Source organism: Exiguobacterium oxidotolerans JCM 12280, from assembly GCF_000702625.1.
In the GTDB taxonomy this organism is placed as follows: domain Bacteria; phylum Bacillota; class Bacilli; order Exiguobacteriales; family Exiguobacteriaceae; genus Exiguobacterium_A; species Exiguobacterium_A oxidotolerans.
In genome coordinates this window covers 2259947-2275771 of record NZ_JNIS01000001.1, presented here as the reverse complement: position 1 = coordinate 2275771, position 15825 = coordinate 2259947, and the positions used below count along the sequence as shown (strand labels likewise).

The 15825-nt window shown below is 47.5% G+C and carries 16 protein-coding genes; 7 read left to right on the top strand and 9 right to left on the bottom strand.

The features are described 5' to 3' along the window. Positions 1–29 precede the first annotated feature (29 nt). Both P403_RS0111495 and mutY read right to left on the bottom strand, forming a co-directional pair. Complete coding sequence (locus P403_RS0111495; RefSeq protein ID WP_029332780.1) at positions 30–452, bottom strand: hypothetical protein; 423 nt, start codon at positions 450–452, stop codon at positions 30–32. Beyond that, a complete protein-coding gene (gene mutY / locus P403_RS0111490; protein ID WP_051667385.1) occupies positions 449–1468 on the bottom strand; it encodes an A/G-specific adenine glycosylase in 1020 nt (339 codons plus the stop codon). The genes P403_RS0111495 and mutY overlap by 4 nt, the downstream gene beginning before the upstream one ends. 115 nt (positions 1469–1583) lie before the next feature. Here mutY and P403_RS0111485 point away from each other — a divergent pair, with 115 nt between their 5' ends. Further along, positions 1584–2567: a metal-dependent hydrolase gene (locus tag P403_RS0111485; protein ID WP_029332778.1), complete on the top strand. Its 984-nt coding sequence runs from the start codon at positions 1584–1586 to the stop codon at positions 2565–2567. 57 nt (positions 2568–2624) lie between these two features. Here P403_RS0111485 and P403_RS0111480 read toward each other — a convergent pair whose 3' ends face one another. From P403_RS0111480 to P403_RS0111460, 5 genes are all read right to left on the bottom strand, one after another. Beyond that, complete coding sequence (locus P403_RS0111480; protein WP_051667383.1) at positions 2625–2900, bottom strand: YfhJ family protein; 276 nt, start codon at positions 2898–2900, stop codon at positions 2625–2627. Continuing rightward, entirely contained in the window at positions 2900–3217 is a 318-nt protein-coding gene (locus P403_RS0111475) for a DUF1811 family protein (RefSeq protein WP_029332776.1), read from the bottom strand. Before P403_RS0111475 ends, P403_RS0111480 begins: the two co-directional genes overlap by 1 nt. A gap of 59 nt (positions 3218–3276) precedes the next feature. Continuing rightward, positions 3277–5337 carry an ABC transporter ATP-binding protein gene (locus P403_RS0111470; protein ID WP_029332775.1) on the bottom strand — a complete coding sequence of 687 codons (2061 nt, stop codon included), beginning with the start codon at positions 5335–5337 and terminating at the stop codon, positions 3277–3279. A 17-nt stretch (positions 5338–5354) separates the two neighbouring features. Further along, the gene (locus P403_RS0111465; protein ID WP_029332774.1) at positions 5355–7082 is read right to left on the bottom strand and encodes an ABC transporter ATP-binding protein; all 1728 of its coding nucleotides are present in this window, start codon (positions 7080–7082) and stop codon (positions 5355–5357) included. A gap of 374 nt (positions 7083–7456) precedes the next feature. Continuing rightward, positions 7457–8278, bottom strand: coding sequence for a RecX family transcriptional regulator (locus tag P403_RS0111460; protein WP_029332773.1), 822 nt, complete (start codon positions 8276–8278; stop codon positions 7457–7459). A 113-nt stretch (positions 8279–8391) separates the two neighbouring features. Here P403_RS0111460 and P403_RS0111455 point away from each other — a divergent pair, with 113 nt between their 5' ends. From P403_RS0111455 to P403_RS0111430, 6 genes are all read left to right on the top strand, one after another. Further along, on the top strand, positions 8392–9300 hold the full coding sequence (locus tag P403_RS0111455) for a TIGR01777 family oxidoreductase (RefSeq protein WP_029332772.1): 909 nt from the start codon (positions 8392–8394) through the stop codon (positions 9298–9300). 19 nt (positions 9301–9319) lie between these two features. After that, positions 9320–10462, top strand: coding sequence for an amidohydrolase (locus tag P403_RS0111450; RefSeq protein ID WP_029332771.1), 1143 nt, complete (start codon positions 9320–9322; stop codon positions 10460–10462). A 260-nt stretch (positions 10463–10722) separates the two neighbouring features. Further along, positions 10723–11280 carry a GNAT family N-acetyltransferase gene (locus tag P403_RS0111445; RefSeq protein ID WP_029332770.1) on the top strand — a complete coding sequence of 186 codons (558 nt, stop codon included), beginning with the start codon at positions 10723–10725 and terminating at the stop codon, positions 11278–11280. 134 nt (positions 11281–11414) lie between these two features. Next, positions 11415–12098, top strand: coding sequence for a response regulator transcription factor (locus P403_RS0111440; RefSeq protein WP_029332769.1), 684 nt, complete (start codon positions 11415–11417; stop codon positions 12096–12098). Then, positions 12095–13489 (top strand): sensor histidine kinase, encoded by a 1395-nt coding sequence (locus P403_RS0111435; protein ID WP_051667381.1) that lies wholly within the window; start codon positions 12095–12097, stop codon positions 13487–13489. The genes P403_RS0111440 and P403_RS0111435 overlap by 4 nt, the downstream gene beginning before the upstream one ends. 123 nt (positions 13490–13612) lie before the next feature. Beyond that, positions 13613–14131 carry a TVP38/TMEM64 family protein gene (locus P403_RS0111430; RefSeq protein ID WP_235195203.1) on the top strand — a complete coding sequence of 173 codons (519 nt, stop codon included), beginning with the start codon at positions 13613–13615 and terminating at the stop codon, positions 14129–14131. A gap of 30 nt (positions 14132–14161) precedes the next feature. Here the strand turns inward: P403_RS0111430 and rlmD are convergent, their stop codons facing one another. Both rlmD and P403_RS0111420 read right to left on the bottom strand, forming a co-directional pair. Continuing rightward, positions 14162–15547: a 23S rRNA (uracil(1939)-C(5))-methyltransferase RlmD gene (rlmD, locus tag P403_RS0111425; protein ID WP_029332766.1), complete on the bottom strand. Its 1386-nt coding sequence runs from the start codon at positions 15545–15547 to the stop codon at positions 14162–14164. A 43-nt stretch (positions 15548–15590) separates the two neighbouring features. Then, positions 15591–15797, bottom strand: coding sequence for an SE1561 family protein (locus P403_RS0111420; RefSeq protein WP_029332765.1), 207 nt, complete (start codon positions 15795–15797; stop codon positions 15591–15593). Between the last annotated feature and the right edge of the window lie 28 nt (positions 15798–15825).

Sequence of the window (15825 nt, the reverse complement as noted above, 5' to 3'; positions counted from 1 at the left end):
TACTTTTTCAGAAAAATGACTATGATTTATTAACTAAAGTAGTCTAAAATCGCGCGTTTCCGTTGATCGAACATCGGTTTGAGAATCAGTAGATCGACAATCATTTTCGGAAAATAAGATTTATAGAGTAATTCATCAATCATGTAGACCCCGTCCGGACGTTGTTCGACACGATGAAGATGACACCAAGCAACGAACGGGAACGGGACGTTGACCCCTACATCAACGAAAGCATGTTGACCGACAATCGGAATCAGTGACTCCCACTCGACGAAAATGGGCGGAAGACCGACTTTAAGCTGAATCGTGTTTCCGGCGATTGTCCGCGTATCACCAATCGTTTTCACTTTCGGGAAAACCGTCATTCCCGTTAATGCTTTCGCATCACCTAAAAACGTCCAAGCCTCCTCTAACGTCGCCGTTACTTTCGTTTCCGTACGAAATGTATTCATTTAGTCTCCTCCTTTAATAGACGATCGATTTTCATTTGTGCGACTGATATTGGCTGCTTGACGTACGTCGCTTCATCCATCAGTACCGTTCCTTCCGGTTGAGTCGTGACGCGGTAAATACTGACTTCCCAAATCCGGTGTGAAAAGATGTGTTTGATGTTTCCGACGTACGTTCCACGTCTATCTTCCGTCGATTCGACTAACGGATATTGCCACATACCCGCGAGTAGTCCTGTATCCGGTCGCTGTTCGACCGCAACCTTCCCAGCTTCTTCGTAGACGAGGGCGTCGTATTGAATCGTCTGCGTTTTTCCTTTTTTTGTTTTGACCGGTAACTCACCTTGGGCATTTCGCTCGTAGGCAAAACAGACGTCATTGACGGGACATAACCCACACATCGGAGACTTCGGTGTACAGACGATTGCCCCGAGCTCCATCAAGCCTTGGTTGAAACTCGAAGGATCGGCTGAATCAATCAGTTCATGGACCGCTGCTTCGAACAGTTTCCGTGTTTTCGGTGCGGCGATGTCTTCATAAATCCCGAGCACCCGCGATAAGACGCGCATGACATTTCCGTCGACTGCCGGTTCCGCCTGACCGTAAGCAATTGACAGGACTGCTCCCGTCGTATACGGTCCGACACCACGTAAGCTTTCAAAAATTTCTTTTTCGTCCGGAACAATTCCGCCATATTTTTCAACAACTTCTTGAACGGCGATTTGAAGATTCTTAACACGGGAATAGTATCCTAAGCCTTCCCAGTATTTTAAGACTTCGCTTTGCTCTGCCGCCGCTAGGTCGTGCGGCGTCGGAAAACGGTCTGTGAAGCGGTTATAATAAGGGATGACGGTATCGACACGCGTCTGTTGTAACATGATTTCACTAATCCAAATGTGGTAAGGATTTTTAGTTTCTCGCCATGGTAACTGGCGTTGTTCACGTAAAAACCATGCGACCAATTCGGTTGTGAACGTTCGTTTGTTAAAGTTTATGAAATATTCTTGAACGGAAATCAAATGTCTACCTCTTTTCTACAAAAATACGTTATAGTGAATGAAAATTACCCGGAACGCTTACACTTGTTTGTTTGTTTATCCGTACCATTACTACTTTTAGAGGAGCGAATTCGCATTGGATACTGGTACACATATCGGAATGGGACTTTGTCTCGCCGCCATCGCAACACTTGAACCGGATGTCGCAGCAAGCGCAACACTCTTTGCTGCCGTCACGACCACTGCCTTAGTCGGATCGCACGCCCCCGACTTTGACACGGTTTTTAAATTCAAGGGGAACGGTGCTTACTTGACGCAACACCGTGGAAAATCCCATGGGTTGATTGCCCTTCTCGCTTGGCCGTTACTCTTATCAATCGTCATCGGCACCTTATTCGGCGTACCACCTACTTCATTATGGCTGATGGCGCAGATCGCTGTCGCCCTTCATGTCTTCGTCGATCTGTTTAACGCCTATGGCACACAAGCTCTGCACCCCTTCAAACAGACCTGGATTGGTTGGGGTGTCATCAATACGTTTGATCCGTATTTATTCACGATGTATTACGGCGCTTTCGGAATCTGGGTCCTGACGCGTGCGACCCTCGTCATTTTCCCGATTTTAATCGTCATCGTCGCGATTTATTACGCCGTGCAGTTCAAACTCCGAAATGACGCCCTGGCGACGGCAGCCCGTTACTATGGCGGGGCCCACAAGTTATTCATCTCACCCGGAATGAAGTGGGACGAGTGGCACGTCGCAGCACGACTGCGCGACGACTATTCCGTCGTCAAAATCAACTCTGGTGTCGTCGTCGAATGCGGAAACTTCCGCATCAAAGAGGAACCGCATGGGGATTCACTCTATGAAGTCGTCAAACAAAATGAGGACTTGAAAGCTTTCCTCGCCTTCTCAAAAATCCACACGTATACGGTATCCCGAAAAGACGGCATCGTCGAATATCGTTTCACGAACTTACGGTATTTCACAAAAGATGTCTACCCATTCGTTGCCGTCGTCCGAATCGACGAGGCGTCCCAACAAATCGTCAGTTCCTATACGGGTTGGGTCTTTAGCGAACGGACGCTGCAAAAGAAACTGATTATCCCTGCTTTATAAACAAAAACTCCGTGTCCGTGGTCAATTGACCAAGACAGGGAGTCTTTTTCTGTTCATTTACTGGACGTCGCGCCCAAGCATCAAGTGCTTAAACTTTTCATTCGATGTATTGAAGCGGTGCAACATCGCGCCATGTTGTTTGATTTGTTGCTCAACGAACCGGACGGCGACAGCCTCACCTTGATATTTTTCGCCTGCCCGGGCAAGCGTCGCCTCAAAATCTTCCCAAAGAACTTCGACCCATGTCAATGCCTCGATTGGCGTTAATACCGGATTGACGGCTTGTAATTCTCCTGCTAGTTGCTCTAATGCCGCTGTGCGGTTTTCTTCCATCATTTTCCCTCCTCAGAATGAATCAGCGCGAGTGGAATCGCGACTTCGTTGACGGTTCCTTCAAAATGCCCCCAACCCATGACACCGTTGACGAAATGTAATTCGAATGCCGCCTCTTCCCCTTCGACTTGGTAAAGTTGTCCGGTTTCGAACTGACTTGCATCGACGAGATAACTTTGTGCCATCGCGATTTTCCGAATGACGACTTCGACTTCACTCATGTTCCCGTGCTGCTCCGCTTTTCTTTTTTGCTCGCTAAGTTTCGTGACGAGCATTTCTAATTCGTATTTCGATAATTGACTCATCCGTGTTTCCATCAAAAAACTCCCCCTCTTCGTCATTAGTATATACGAAAAGGAAGAGTCATATCATAGCGTTAGCTTGATTTCAGTTCAAGATTCCGTTTGCTTTGAAGGGCGTACATCTTCGCGTAAATCCCTTTTTCCGACAAGAGCACGTCATGTGTACCACGCTCCATGATTTGACCGTGATCGAGGACGATGATTTCATCGGCATCTTTAATCGTCGACAACCGGTGGGCGATGATGAAGGTCGTCCGTCCTTTCGTCAACGTCAGCAAGGCTTCTTGAATCATCGCTTCCGTCTCGGAATCGACACTTGCCGTCGCTTCGTCAAGAACGAGAATCGCGGGATCAAAGGCAAGCGCACGGGCAAAACTGATTAATTGCCGTTCCCCCGCAGACAAGGTCGCGCCTTTTTCGATGACCGGTTCGTCTAAGCCACGCGGAAGTCGATCGATGAAGCGGTCTGCTCCGACGGCAACGATTGCCTGGCGGACACGTTCTTCCGAAATCAATGGATTATCCAGTGTAATGTTCGAACGAATCGTTCCTGTAAACAAGAACGGATCTTGTAAGACGATCCCCATATGGTCACGGACCGCTTGTTTCGGTAACGTCGTAACATCTTGTCCGTCAATCAAGAGTTGACCGGACGAAGGATCATAAAAACGCATCAACAGGTTCATGATTGAGCTTTTCCCGCTCCCCGTATGCCCGACGAGGGCGATGGTCGCACCAGGGCGTGCCTCAATCTCGATTTGACGTAAAACCGGATAACCTTCCTCGTAGCTGAATCCGACGTCTTTAAACTCGACGCGTCCTGCGAAACGGGGAATCCGACCTTGTTCGACCGGTTCACCTTTTTCGTCGAGCAACTGGAACATCCGGTCGGCTGAGACGAGTGCTTGTTGGAGCGGTGACAGTTGGTTCATGATTTGTGTGACCGGTTCAAATAAACGAGACACATAATCAATGTAGGCATAGAGAATCCCAAGCGATAAAAATGTCCCGTTCGTTAAACTTTGACCGGCGACGACCCAAATCAATAAGGCGAGCGTCAAGTTTTTTAAGAAATACGATAAGTTATGTGACATCAACGCATCGAGCCGCAACAGTTTCGCACGGGTCTGATAGTTCTCTTCATTTTTCTGTTCAAATTCAGCGAGCACTTCCGCTTCACGGGCGTATGACTGAATGATCGGCATCGTCTGGATGTTTTCATTCAATTGTCCGTTCATATCCGCGACGAGTGCCCGGACTTTGAAGTTGTTTTCCGTCGCCAGTTTTTGGAACAGTTGAATCCAAAAATAAACGATCGGGATGATGGCTAAGGAAACGAGACCCAGCCGGACGTCTAGGAAGAACATCGCAACGAGAATCCCTGCCATCGTGATGATGCCTGAGAACACACGCGCCAGGACACCGAGGTAGAGATCCCGGATCGTCTCCGTATCGTTCGTGACACGACTGACGATTTTACCAATCGGTGTCTGATCGAAGTAACGGACCGGCAAGCGTTGCAGATGGGAAAAGACATCAAGCCGCATCCGTTTAACGATTTTATGCGCTGAGCGTTGCAATAAGATTTGTTGGACCCAGTTCAGGCCCGCTGCAATCAACAGCAAAATGATATAAAAGAGCGATAACCAACCAATCGCCTTTAAGTCCGAAGCATAAAAGTCATAGACTTGTCCTTGCGTTAATTTTTCGACACCGGCGTAACGAAACGTTTCCTCTCCCCGCGTGACAGTTAACGTGTCTCCAGCGACTTGTCGTTCGCCCCCGCTGACGACTTGTTCCGGGACGAAATAATACCCCGCTTTCGACTGGACGATCGAGATCGGACCGATGATCGCCGATTTCGGAACATCTTGCGACTTCGCAAAACGTCGTCCGTCATAACTGACCGTCCCGCCCGATTCGACTTCCACCCAATCTTTTTCAATGGCGACGATGTGTTCGTCGATGATGATTTTTGCGATATAAGGTCCTGTCAGTTCGGCTCCGACCGCTAAAATGAGCAGGAAAAGCCCGAGAAAGATCGCACGTTTCTCGTGCATCGCATAGCGGACGAGTGAACGAATCGTCGTCTTCCGTCTGACGGGATCGAGTAAATAATTTTCTTGTTCAGTCAATTTCAACACCTCCTGCCTTACGTTTCTTCACTTTGTCGTTCGAATTGTTCCGCATACCAGCCACGTCGTTCCATCAGCTGCTCATGCGTTCCCCGTTCACTAATCACACCGTCTTGTAAGACAAGAATTTCATCGGCATGCGCGACAGCAGACAACCGGTGCGCAACAATCAAGGTCGTTGACTGATGACGGTTCGTCCGGATCGCGTCGATGATTTGTGATTCCGTTTTCGCGTCGACTGCTGACAACGAGTCGTCGAGCAGTAACAACTCCGGTTTCTTCAACATCGCCCGCGCGATCGATAACCGTTGTTTCTGACCTCCGGAAAGCGTGACACCCCGTTCTCCGACCATCGTTTGTAATCCTTGGTCGAGCGTCTCAATATCCGTCGTAAAGGCCGCTAAACGAATCGCTTCTTGCAATTCAGCTTCAGTCGCCTCACCCGCCCCGAACAAGATGTTATCGCGGACGGATTTTGAGAAGAGTAAATGCTCTTGCGAGACATAGCCCGTCCACCCACGGACGGTCTCCAGTGCGACATCTTCATAGGGTGTTCCATTTACTTTCAACATGTCTCGTCCAATCGGATACTCACGTAAAAATTGGCGTAAGAGCGTTGTTTTCCCTGATCCAGTCGGACCGACGATTCCAATCGTCTGTCCGTGTTTGATCGTCAAATCAATCCCGTGTAACGACGGATGATTCGTCTCCGGATACGTGAACGTCAAGTTAGTCAGAGTAATCACTTCCGGCCGCACGACTTCGACTTTCGGTGTCGATGCAATCAACGGCTTGACACGCATCGTCGCTTCTAACCGGTCGAGACTTGCTGTTCCACGCTGGATGACGTTGATCAGTTCTCCGAATGCATACATAGGCCAAATCAACATCCCGAGGTAAATATTGAACGCGACAAGCTGGCCGAGCGTAATATCGTTCGTAAAGACAAGGTACGTCCCAAACGATAGACCAATTAAATAGCTGATCCCGACTAATAATTTGATGATTGGTTCAAATAAGACGTCAATTTTTGCGACATGCATGTTTTTTTCAAAGACATCCGTCGTCGTGTCATCAAATTTTTTGACATCGATTTCTTCTTGGACGAATGAGCGAATGACCCGCAGTCCGGAAATCGATTCGACGACCTGATCATTCATTGTCCCAAACGCATCTTGGGCAACGATGAAGCGTCCATGAATTTGACTTCCGAGCTTGTTCATCGCATACGCGAGGAGCGGCATCGGTAGGAGTGCTGCAAGCGTCAATTTCCAATCAATCGCAACCCCCATCACGACGAGCGTGATCGCCGTCATATTCAACGAATCGACGAGCGTCAACACACCAAACCCGGCTGTTCGTTCGACCGCTTTTAAGTCATTCGTCGCGAGCGCCATCAAATCTCCCGTCCGGTTCTTTTGATAGAAGGTCGGCGTCAATTTCAATAAATGTGTAAAGAATCGGCTACGTAATGTCCGTTCGAGTAAAAATGCCGTCCCGAACAATTTCGCGAGCCATAGATACGTCAAAATAAACGAAGCGACCGAAATTACGAGCAGTCCGACGACATATTGAATCAGCGTCGTCCGGTCCATCGATCCGGACCGTAACCCGTCGATCACCTTTCCAATCAGCCACGGCGGTGTCAAATCAATGAAACCGGTGATGATCAAAAGTACGACGGCAATCAAATAAGATGTTTTGTGTTCTTTTAGAAACCAACTGAGTTGGCGAAATAATCGCACGATGGTTCCCCCCTTTGCGTCATGTAATGATGTTCTTTTTTTCCGAACGCACAAAAAAGGCATACTGATTTCCGGAAGCAGTCCGAGAATCACTATGCCTTGAAAAGACGATATGAATCAAAAATATGGTCTGCGCGCTCGGGGAACGGATTCCCTGTCAATCGCACACTAAATGAGTGTTTATACGAGTTCGAGAGTCTCCGCCATATTCAACTGGCCAATAACAGATGAGATAACAAGTTGCTTTTTCATGTGACGGTTCCTCCTTTTCTTAATCTGAGCGTAGAATAGCACAATTGTCGAACAATTGTCAATTTTCCATCTTGATTTTCAGGGAAATGATTTTTCAGTCTTTTTGGAAGGAGCGACTCTCGTCAAATTCCTTCTTCCTCTTCTTGCTTGACCTGTTCAATGACACTCGCTACGACAGCATAGGGAAACCCTTTTCGGACGAGGGCTTGCTTCGTTTTTTGCTCACGGGCGAAGGGGTCGAGCTTATGATATTTCGGATAATATTTTCGCGCCTGATAGAGCGCCGCCTCTTCTTCCGCGTCGACTTCGACTTCCTCAAAGACGATTTGAAACCCTTGTTGCGTCACTTCTGACGAAAACCCACGTTGCATCAGGGTTTGCTGCAGTTTCTGTTTCAACTCTCGGACCGAACGCCGTGCTAATTCCTTTTGTTTTTGGCGCAAGAACTTGACGACCTTCTCTAGCTCTTCTTCTTCCGTGAACTGTCGTAACGCTTCATCGATGAACTCTTTTTTTATCTTCAACGCCGCTAAATCACGCCGGATTCGACCCGGTCCTTGAGGGGTCGTCGCTTTTTTCGTCGCCGTATAGGCAAGGGCAAACTGTTGATCATCGATGTACTTTTGTTCCGTCAGGCGCTGAATCGCATGTTTGATTGCGTGTTCCGGCATCTCCTTTTCGATCAAGTGCGTTTCGACCTCGCTCGTCGCCCGCATCCGGTAAGACAAGTGGTTCAACGACAACCGGTAAGCTTTTTGTTCTTCTTCCGCCGTCAACACTTCCTTGACGAAGTCGTCATCAATCTCCTTATCGCGCTCAAGGTTATATTTGATTAAAATGTCGACATCGACAGCAAACGCATACTCTTCTTTTCCATCCCGTTCGATATAGATATTAAACCGCTCATTATTTTTCTTTTGTGTCGAAATCCGTTTAATCTTCAAGGGGGTATCCTCCTACATAAAACTGAATACTTAACGATAACATGCTTCCTTATGTTTGAGCGAAACTGACAAACGGGAACATATGTACAAGATTGCTGAAAGGGATGATACAGATGAAGATTGCGATTACAGGTGGGACAGGAATGATTGGGCAGGCGCTCTCAAAACGACTGATTGCAGAAGGCCATCATATCTTTATTTTGACCCGGTCCGTACAAGACAACACAGAACACACTACTTACGTTGAGTGGTTGACGTCGTCCGCCGCTCCAGAACATCAGCTCGAAGGAGTCGATGCCTTTATCCACCTGGCTGGCGCTTCCATCAATGATGGTCGCTGGACGGAAGAACGGAAACAAACGATTCTGCAAAGCCGGATTGATTCGACGAAGGAATTAGTCCGCATCAATCAGGCATTAAAAACGAAACCGGCTGTCGTCCTCTCCGCTTCCGCTGTCGGCATCTATGGACAAGACCGGCACCAGACATTCACGGAGGAACAGCCACTCCCGCCGACAAGTGACTTCCTCAGTCAAGTCTGCGTCAAGTGGGAAGCGTTAGCCCAACCCATCGCTGACCTCGGGATTCGGCTCGTCCATCCGCGGATCGGTGTCGTCCTTAGTAAAGAAGGCGGAGCCTATCCATTGATGCGCCTTCCCTACAAGCTTTTCGGCGGCGGGACGATGGGCGACGGAAAACAATGGGTCTCTTGGGTTCATATCGACGACCTCGTTGAATTATTTATCTTTGCCCTTACAACAAATCAACTCACTGGTCCGCTTAACATCACGGCGCCGCATCCAGAAACGATGCGTCAGTTCGGAAAAACGATCGGAAAAACGTTACATCGCCCCCACTGGTTACCGGCTCCGCGCTTTGCTCTCGAACTCGCACTCGGCGAAAAAAGCGTCATCGTCCTCGAAGGAGCACGCGTCATTCCGAAAAAAGCACTCGAAAATGGGTTCAAGTTTCGGTATGCTGAACTAAAGGATGCACTAAGCAACTTAGAGCAGACAAACTAACACAGGGGCTGACGAAAAGTTGAACGTATTAATACGCAATGCACATATTTTCCCGATCACAGCAGATAGTTTTTATGGTGATATTCGCATCAAAGACGGTAAAATCCACGAAATCCACGAGTTACTCGACGTTCAAGACAACGAACGTGTCATCGAAGCCGAAGGACGCTTTTTATTGCCAGGCTTCATCGACGCCCATACCCATCTCGGGCTTTATGACGAAGGAACAGGAACGGTCGGAAATGACGCCAACGAAACGATTTTCGCAATGACACCGCACCTGCGTGCGATTGACGGCGTCTATCCGTTAGATGAAGGATTCAAGGAAGCGATTGAACATGGTGTAACGACCGTCCAAGTCATGCCGGGCAGCATGAACATCATCGGTGGTGTAACGAGTGTCATCAAAACGCACGGACGCTTTATCGATGATATGATTTTACGGAAATATGCCGGCCTGAAGATTGCGCTTGGTGAAAACCCGAAACGTGTTCACAGTGCTGGACGTGCAGGAGAACTAACTCGGATGGGCATCATGGGCATGCTCCGTGAAGCGTTCCTCGAAGTGAAGATGCAACGGACGGCAGATACGTTCGCTCACCGAATGATTGAACGCGTCCTGAATAAAGAGATGCCACTTCGCGTCCATGCACACCGGGCGGATGACATCCTATCGGCGATCCGCTTCGCTGAAGAATTTAATCTCGATGTCCGGATCGAACACTGTACGGAAGGTCATCTTGTCGCAAAAAAATTACAACAATTGCCGATTGAACACGTGACCGTCGGACCAACCTTTACCCGTAAATCAAAAATCGAGCTTAAAAATAAGACATGGGAGACGTATCGTGTTCTCCACGAACATGGTCTCGAAGTCTCAATCACGACCGATCATCCGTACACGCCTGTCCAGTACTTGAATTTGTGCGCAGGACTCGCCGCTCGTGAAGGCTTACCCGTCGACATCGCTCTCCGTGCCATCACGATTAATCCAGCTCGTTCGCTTGGGGTATCGGATCATGTCGGATCGATTGAAGTCGGAAAAGATGCTGATTTAGTTTTATGGAGCCATTTCCCACTCGATTATTTAGCAAAACCGCTCATGACGATGATTGACGGAAAAGTCATTTTTGAACACACGCATTTAACCTCAATGTCTTAAAAAATCAGCCTTTGATTTTAACGCTAAACCGTTGAAAATCAAAGGCTTTTTTCTATGTGAAAAACAGTCAATTTCGTTTGCAAAGTTTGTCTTAAAATTTTATGTTTTTTCACAAAAATTATTTACTTGCATTTTTAAAAAAAGAAGGTAATATTATCTTATCCGACAACTGAAGAAGGCATACCATGCGCGGTTCAAACGAGTCAGACAGGTAGCTTTCGACAATCATTCTAGCGGTCTTAAGAAGGAGGAATGGAAGTATGCTCAAGCAACGGGAGCTGAGCGACTGCGCTGATTTGTTCGAACTGATGCAGCATCAAGACGTATATCCGTACGTCCGCCAAAAAACACGGTACTTTGATGAATTTCTGTTTACTACAAAGCAGGCAATCGAAGAGGAAGAGCGTGGTGAACTTGTCTCACGTACAATCCTGGATGAATTCGATCAACCAATCGGTACAATCAGTTTACTCGATATCGAAGGACATTATGGTTTTCTCGGTACATGGTTAGGTAAACCGTATCACGGAAAAGGGTATAACAATCTCGCAAAAGAAGCCTTCTTTTCTGAGCTGTTTTTCGAGCTCGGTTTCGAGAGTGTCTTTATGAAGATTCGTCAGACGAATATCCGTTCACAAAAAGCAGCAGAAAAATTGCCTTATGCCTTTTGTGCGGATGAACTCCGTCCGACGTTACTCGAACAATTGAATACAGGCGAGACCCAGTTCACGCTGTATGAAGTATCAAAGTCGAGTTTCCACATGTACATTCATGGTCGCGAACTCGAAACGGTCTACGAACAACAACTCGAAGCATGAGTGGCATTGCCCACTCGTGCTTTTTTTGTCGTACTTTTGATGCGGCGTGAAACGCTCAAATGGTATGATTAAAAAAAACTCACCGGTCAACTGGGGTCAAATCCCGTTTCCCGGATGAATGAGGAGCGATTTGAATGGCAGAACAGTTTAAAATACTCGTCGTCGATGATGAAGCACAGATGCGCGATTTACTCGTATCAAATCTTGAAAAAGAAGCTTACGTCACGACAACTGCGACGAACGGACAAGAAGCAATCGATAAAATTCAACAGGATACCTTCCATCTCATTTTACTTGATGTGATGATGCCTGAAATGGATGGACTGACGGCATGCATGCGGATTCGCGAATTTTCAAATGTCCCGATCATCATGTTGACGGCTCGTTCGGACGAACTCGACCGGATCCATGGTTTAAAAATCGGTGCTGATGACTACATCACGAAACCCTTTAGCCCACGGGAACTCCTTGCCCGAATCGAAGCGACGCTCCGTCGGTCGCACCGTTTCGCTGTCGATCAATCCGCGTCACTATCAATCGGCAAACTCGAACTCGATACAGAAAGCCGAAGCGTCCACGTCAGCGGTAAACCAGTCAGCCTGACACGAAAAGAATTTGACTTGTTGCACTTGTTTGTCCAACATAACGATAAAGTTTTTTCTCGTGAGCAACTACTCGACCAAATTTGGGGAGCCGATTATATCGGAAACTTACGGACGGTCGATACACATATCAAAACACTTCGTCTGAAACTCGGTGAAGCTGGCGGCGCCATTCAAACGGTCTGGGGCATCGGCTATAAATTCGAGGAAGTATGATTAAACGTTACACGATCCGAAAACGGATTTGGATCACGATTTGGTTCACGAGCGTCTTTTCGGCGATTCTCTTTTTGTTACTCACGTTTTATCTATACGACCGGTTTTATCTGCAGACGCAAGAAGACATCTTGCTGAACCGTGGTGAAAAATTGATTAACATCTATGAGTCGGAAGGACTGTCCGGTGCCTTTTATGACGGAATGACCTATACGAACGAGCTGACGGAATCAAAAGTCTTTTTCATCGATTTCTTACAAGAGAATCCCGGTGGACTGCGTTTCTTGACGAACGAAGATATCGAACAGCTCCGAAATGGCCAAACGGTCGTCTCGAGCCGGACGCACCCGATTGAAGGCAGCGATATTTTGATGACAGGATTTCCAATCATCGAAAACAATCGGCTAGTCGGGACGTTGATCCTCTACCTTGAGCTCGGACAAATCAGTGAACCGTTCCGTCCGTTGCGGCTGATGATTTTCTTCATGATTGGTTTAATCGTCCTCAACCTCGTCATCTTCGGACGCCAAATCATCGATACGATCATTCGTCCATTGATTGATATGAAACGGGCCTCGACGGTCTATGCCCAAGGTGATTTTGATTACCGGATTCCGATTCAATCGGATGATGAAATCGGGGAGCTTGCCGAAACACTGAACAAAATGGCAGAATCACTTGGTGAGGTCGACGAACAACGAAAAGAGTTCCTCGCGAATGTCAGCCATGAACTCCGGACGCCCTTGTCCTATATCCGCGGATATACGGAAATGATGCAAGATGAACATTTAGACACGAAAACACGCGATCAATATTATCAAATCATCGAACGGGAGACGGAACGTCTGCAGCGTCTCGTCAACGATTTACTCGACCTCGCGCAGCTTGAACGCGATTCGTATCCGATGACGAAACAACCGCTCGTCTTCAGCCAAGTCCTTGAAGATGTTGTCTACCGGATGGCGCCAATCGCGCAAGCAAAAGGGATTCAACTCGTGACAGACTTTGATCCGAGTCAAATTGTCCTCGGTGACAATGACCGGTTAGAGCAAGTCATCGGAAACCTGATTGACAACGCCCTTCGTTATACACCGTCTGACCGTTCAATTTACTTGACGACGAAAACGGATGGCGATTTGACCATTTGTACGATCCGCGATGAAGGGGAAGGAATTCCCACTGAACATTTAGAGCGTTTGACGAAACGTTTTTATCGTGTCGACAAGTCGCGGACACGTAAAGATGGCGGGACCGGTCTTGGCCTCGCGATCACGAAGCACATCATCGATCGCCACGATGGGACGCTTGCCTTTACGTCAGAGATCGGACAAGGTACTACCGTCACGATTACGCTTCCCCTCTTGCCGGATGAAGATGATGGATTTGCATAACAAAAAGGTCAGCTGTTTTTACGATGGACTTCAGAAGTTTTTGCTTAAAAGGAGGGTTTCTTCATCGAAGCTCAGTTACTTGATTTACTTCAGGGTGCGGACCATTTCGCGGTTCTGATCAGCTTGCTCGTCAGCTTCATCGTCAGCATTTTTGGTTTCTTACCGAGTGCTTTCGTCACCGCGGCGAACGTGCTTTACTTCGGTTACTGGGAAGGGTTTTTGTTATCCTTCCTAGGTGAGGCCTTTGGTGCACTCATCGCTTTTTACTTGTACCGGTTCGGCGTCCGTCGCCTTACACCAAAGATTGACTCGATCCGCGTTCGAAAGTGGACCGACCGGCTCGCTGAAACAAACGGACGTGATGCGTTTTGGCTGATCGTTTTACTGCGTGTCTTGCCGTTCATTCCGTCCGGTCTCGTCACGTTGCTGAGTGCGACAAGTCGTGTATCGCCGCTCATTTTTTTCATCGCAAGTACCCTCGGCAAGATTCCCGCTCTCTTCATCGAGGTCGCGAGCGTCAGCTGGTTCATCGGAAGCGATGCGGCAATCCAGTGGGTTGTCGTCGGTGTCGTCATCGTTCTCTATGCGGCTCACCACGTCTACAAACAATATCGATCCAAACAAAAAACGCCGTCTTCTTGATTCACTTCAAGAAGGCGGCGTTCAGCGTATTTAGAACTTTTTCTTTTTCTTTTTCTCGAGGACGACGATTGCTTCGACATGTGCCGTTTGTGGGAACATATCGTATGGTTGAATGTAACTCACTTTATAACCGGCCTTCATCAAGTGGTCGCAATCGCGGGCAAGCGACTGTGGATTACACGAAACGTAGACGATTTTTTTAGCTTTTGACGAGATCATCGCATTCAATAGTTGTGTATCACAACCTGACCGTGGTGGGTCGACGATGAAGACATCCGGAATCCAGCCTTCTTTGACCCAACGCGGAATCCAAGCTTCTGCTTTCCCGACGACGTACTGGGCATGATTGAAACCATATTGCTTCATGTGTGCATTCGCATCTTCAACCGCTTCTTCAATGATTTCCATACCGCGGACTTCTTTTGCTCCTTTTGCAATCCAAAGACCAATCGATCCTACTCCAGCATACGCATCGACGACACGTTCTTCACCCGTCAGCGCCGCTGCCCGAACGACTTCTTCATACATCCGTTCTGCTTGTTCCGGATTCAATTGGAAGAAGGCACGTGGTGAAAGTTGATACGTGAATTCACCCATCTGCTCTTCAATCTTTTCGACACCACGAAGAACTTCGGTTTCTTCTCCGAAGACACGTGACGTTAGTTTGTCATTGATGTTTAACGCGACCGAGATGACACCCGGAATATTGTGAATATCACGTGATAGTCCTTCGAGATCTTTAAATCCATCTTTGAACGCGACAAGGACGACTTGAATCTCACCTGTTTTGATTCCTGTCCGGACGACGATGTTACGAATGACACCATCTTGTTTCGCAGAATTATAGACCGGTACATTGTAGTCGTTCAATAACTTCGTCACGGCATTGTTGACGCGTAACGTTTCTTTATTTTGGACGATGCAATCATCAATCGCGACAAGACGATTTGAATTCGCTGAATACAAACCACTGACGATTTGATTGCCTTCTTTTCCGACCGCGAATTGCGATTTGTTGCGGTATTCCCATTCTTTTGTCCCGATTGTTGAACGGATGTCTGCCTTTTCGATGTTCAACTTCGTTGATTTCGAGAATGCATTTCGTAACATTTCTTCTTTGTAACGGAGTTGTCCCGCGTAGCTCATATGTTGAAGCTGGCATCCGCCGCACTGACTGTAGATCGGGCAGAGTGGTGTGACACGGTCCGGCGAACGGTCATCACGTTTGACGAGTTTTGCATTTGCGAAATTGTCGTGGACTTCCGTGATTTCAATCTGTGCTGTTTCTCCGACGAGTAATCCCGGAATGAACACGATTTGTCGTTCGAGTGTCGCAATCCCCTCGCCATTGATTCCCATCCGTAGACACGTGACGGAGCGGATTTCTCCAACATTTAGTTTAATTTTCGTTGCCATTCTCTTCATCCTTTCCATGATACAAATGAAAAAGCGGTTTCGATTAACCGCTTTCTGATCCCTCATGTTCCTTCATATCTTTTGCATAACGAAGTACCTTGGCTTTTAACTGGTCCAAGGAAACTGCGAGTCGTTCTAAATCCTCGATATCTGATGTTTCATCCAGTGAATCGATCGTGTGGCATAGAAGCTGCATTCTTGATTTTAGCACATTCATCTGGCCAAGTTTATCAGTTCTTGCTTTTCCCATTATTCAGACTTCCTTTCTTCTTATAGAT

Excerpts from the sequence above, each read along its gene's own strand:
- P403_RS0111420 (WP_029332765.1), bottom strand. The coding sequence starts at position 15,797 with ATGGGAAAAGCAAGAACTGATAAACTTGGCCAGATGAATGTGCTAAAA.
- P403_RS0111480 (WP_051667383.1), bottom strand. The coding sequence starts at position 2,900 with ATGGAAGAAAACCGCACAGCGGCATTAGAGCAACTAGCAGGAGAATTA.
- rlmD (WP_029332766.1), bottom strand. The coding sequence starts at position 15,547 with ATGGCAACGAAAATTAAACTAAATGTTGGAGAAATCCGCTCCGTCACG.
- P403_RS0111440 (WP_029332769.1), top strand. The coding sequence starts at position 11,415 with ATGGCAGAACAGTTTAAAATACTCGTCGTCGATGATGAAGCACAGATG.
- P403_RS0111445 (WP_029332770.1), top strand. The coding sequence starts at position 10,723 with ATGCTCAAGCAACGGGAGCTGAGCGACTGCGCTGATTTGTTCGAACTG.
- P403_RS0111455 (WP_029332772.1), top strand. The coding sequence starts at position 8,392 with ATGAAGATTGCGATTACAGGTGGGACAGGAATGATTGGGCAGGCGCTC.
- P403_RS0111435 (WP_051667381.1), top strand. The coding sequence starts at position 12,095 with ATGATTAAACGTTACACGATCCGAAAACGGATTTGGATCACGATTTGG.
- P403_RS0111475 (WP_029332776.1), bottom strand. The coding sequence starts at position 3,217 with ATGGAAACACGGATGAGTCAATTATCGAAATACGAATTAGAAATGCTC.
- P403_RS0111495 (WP_029332780.1), bottom strand. The coding sequence starts at position 452 with ATGAATACATTTCGTACGGAAACGAAAGTAACGGCGACGTTAGAGGAG.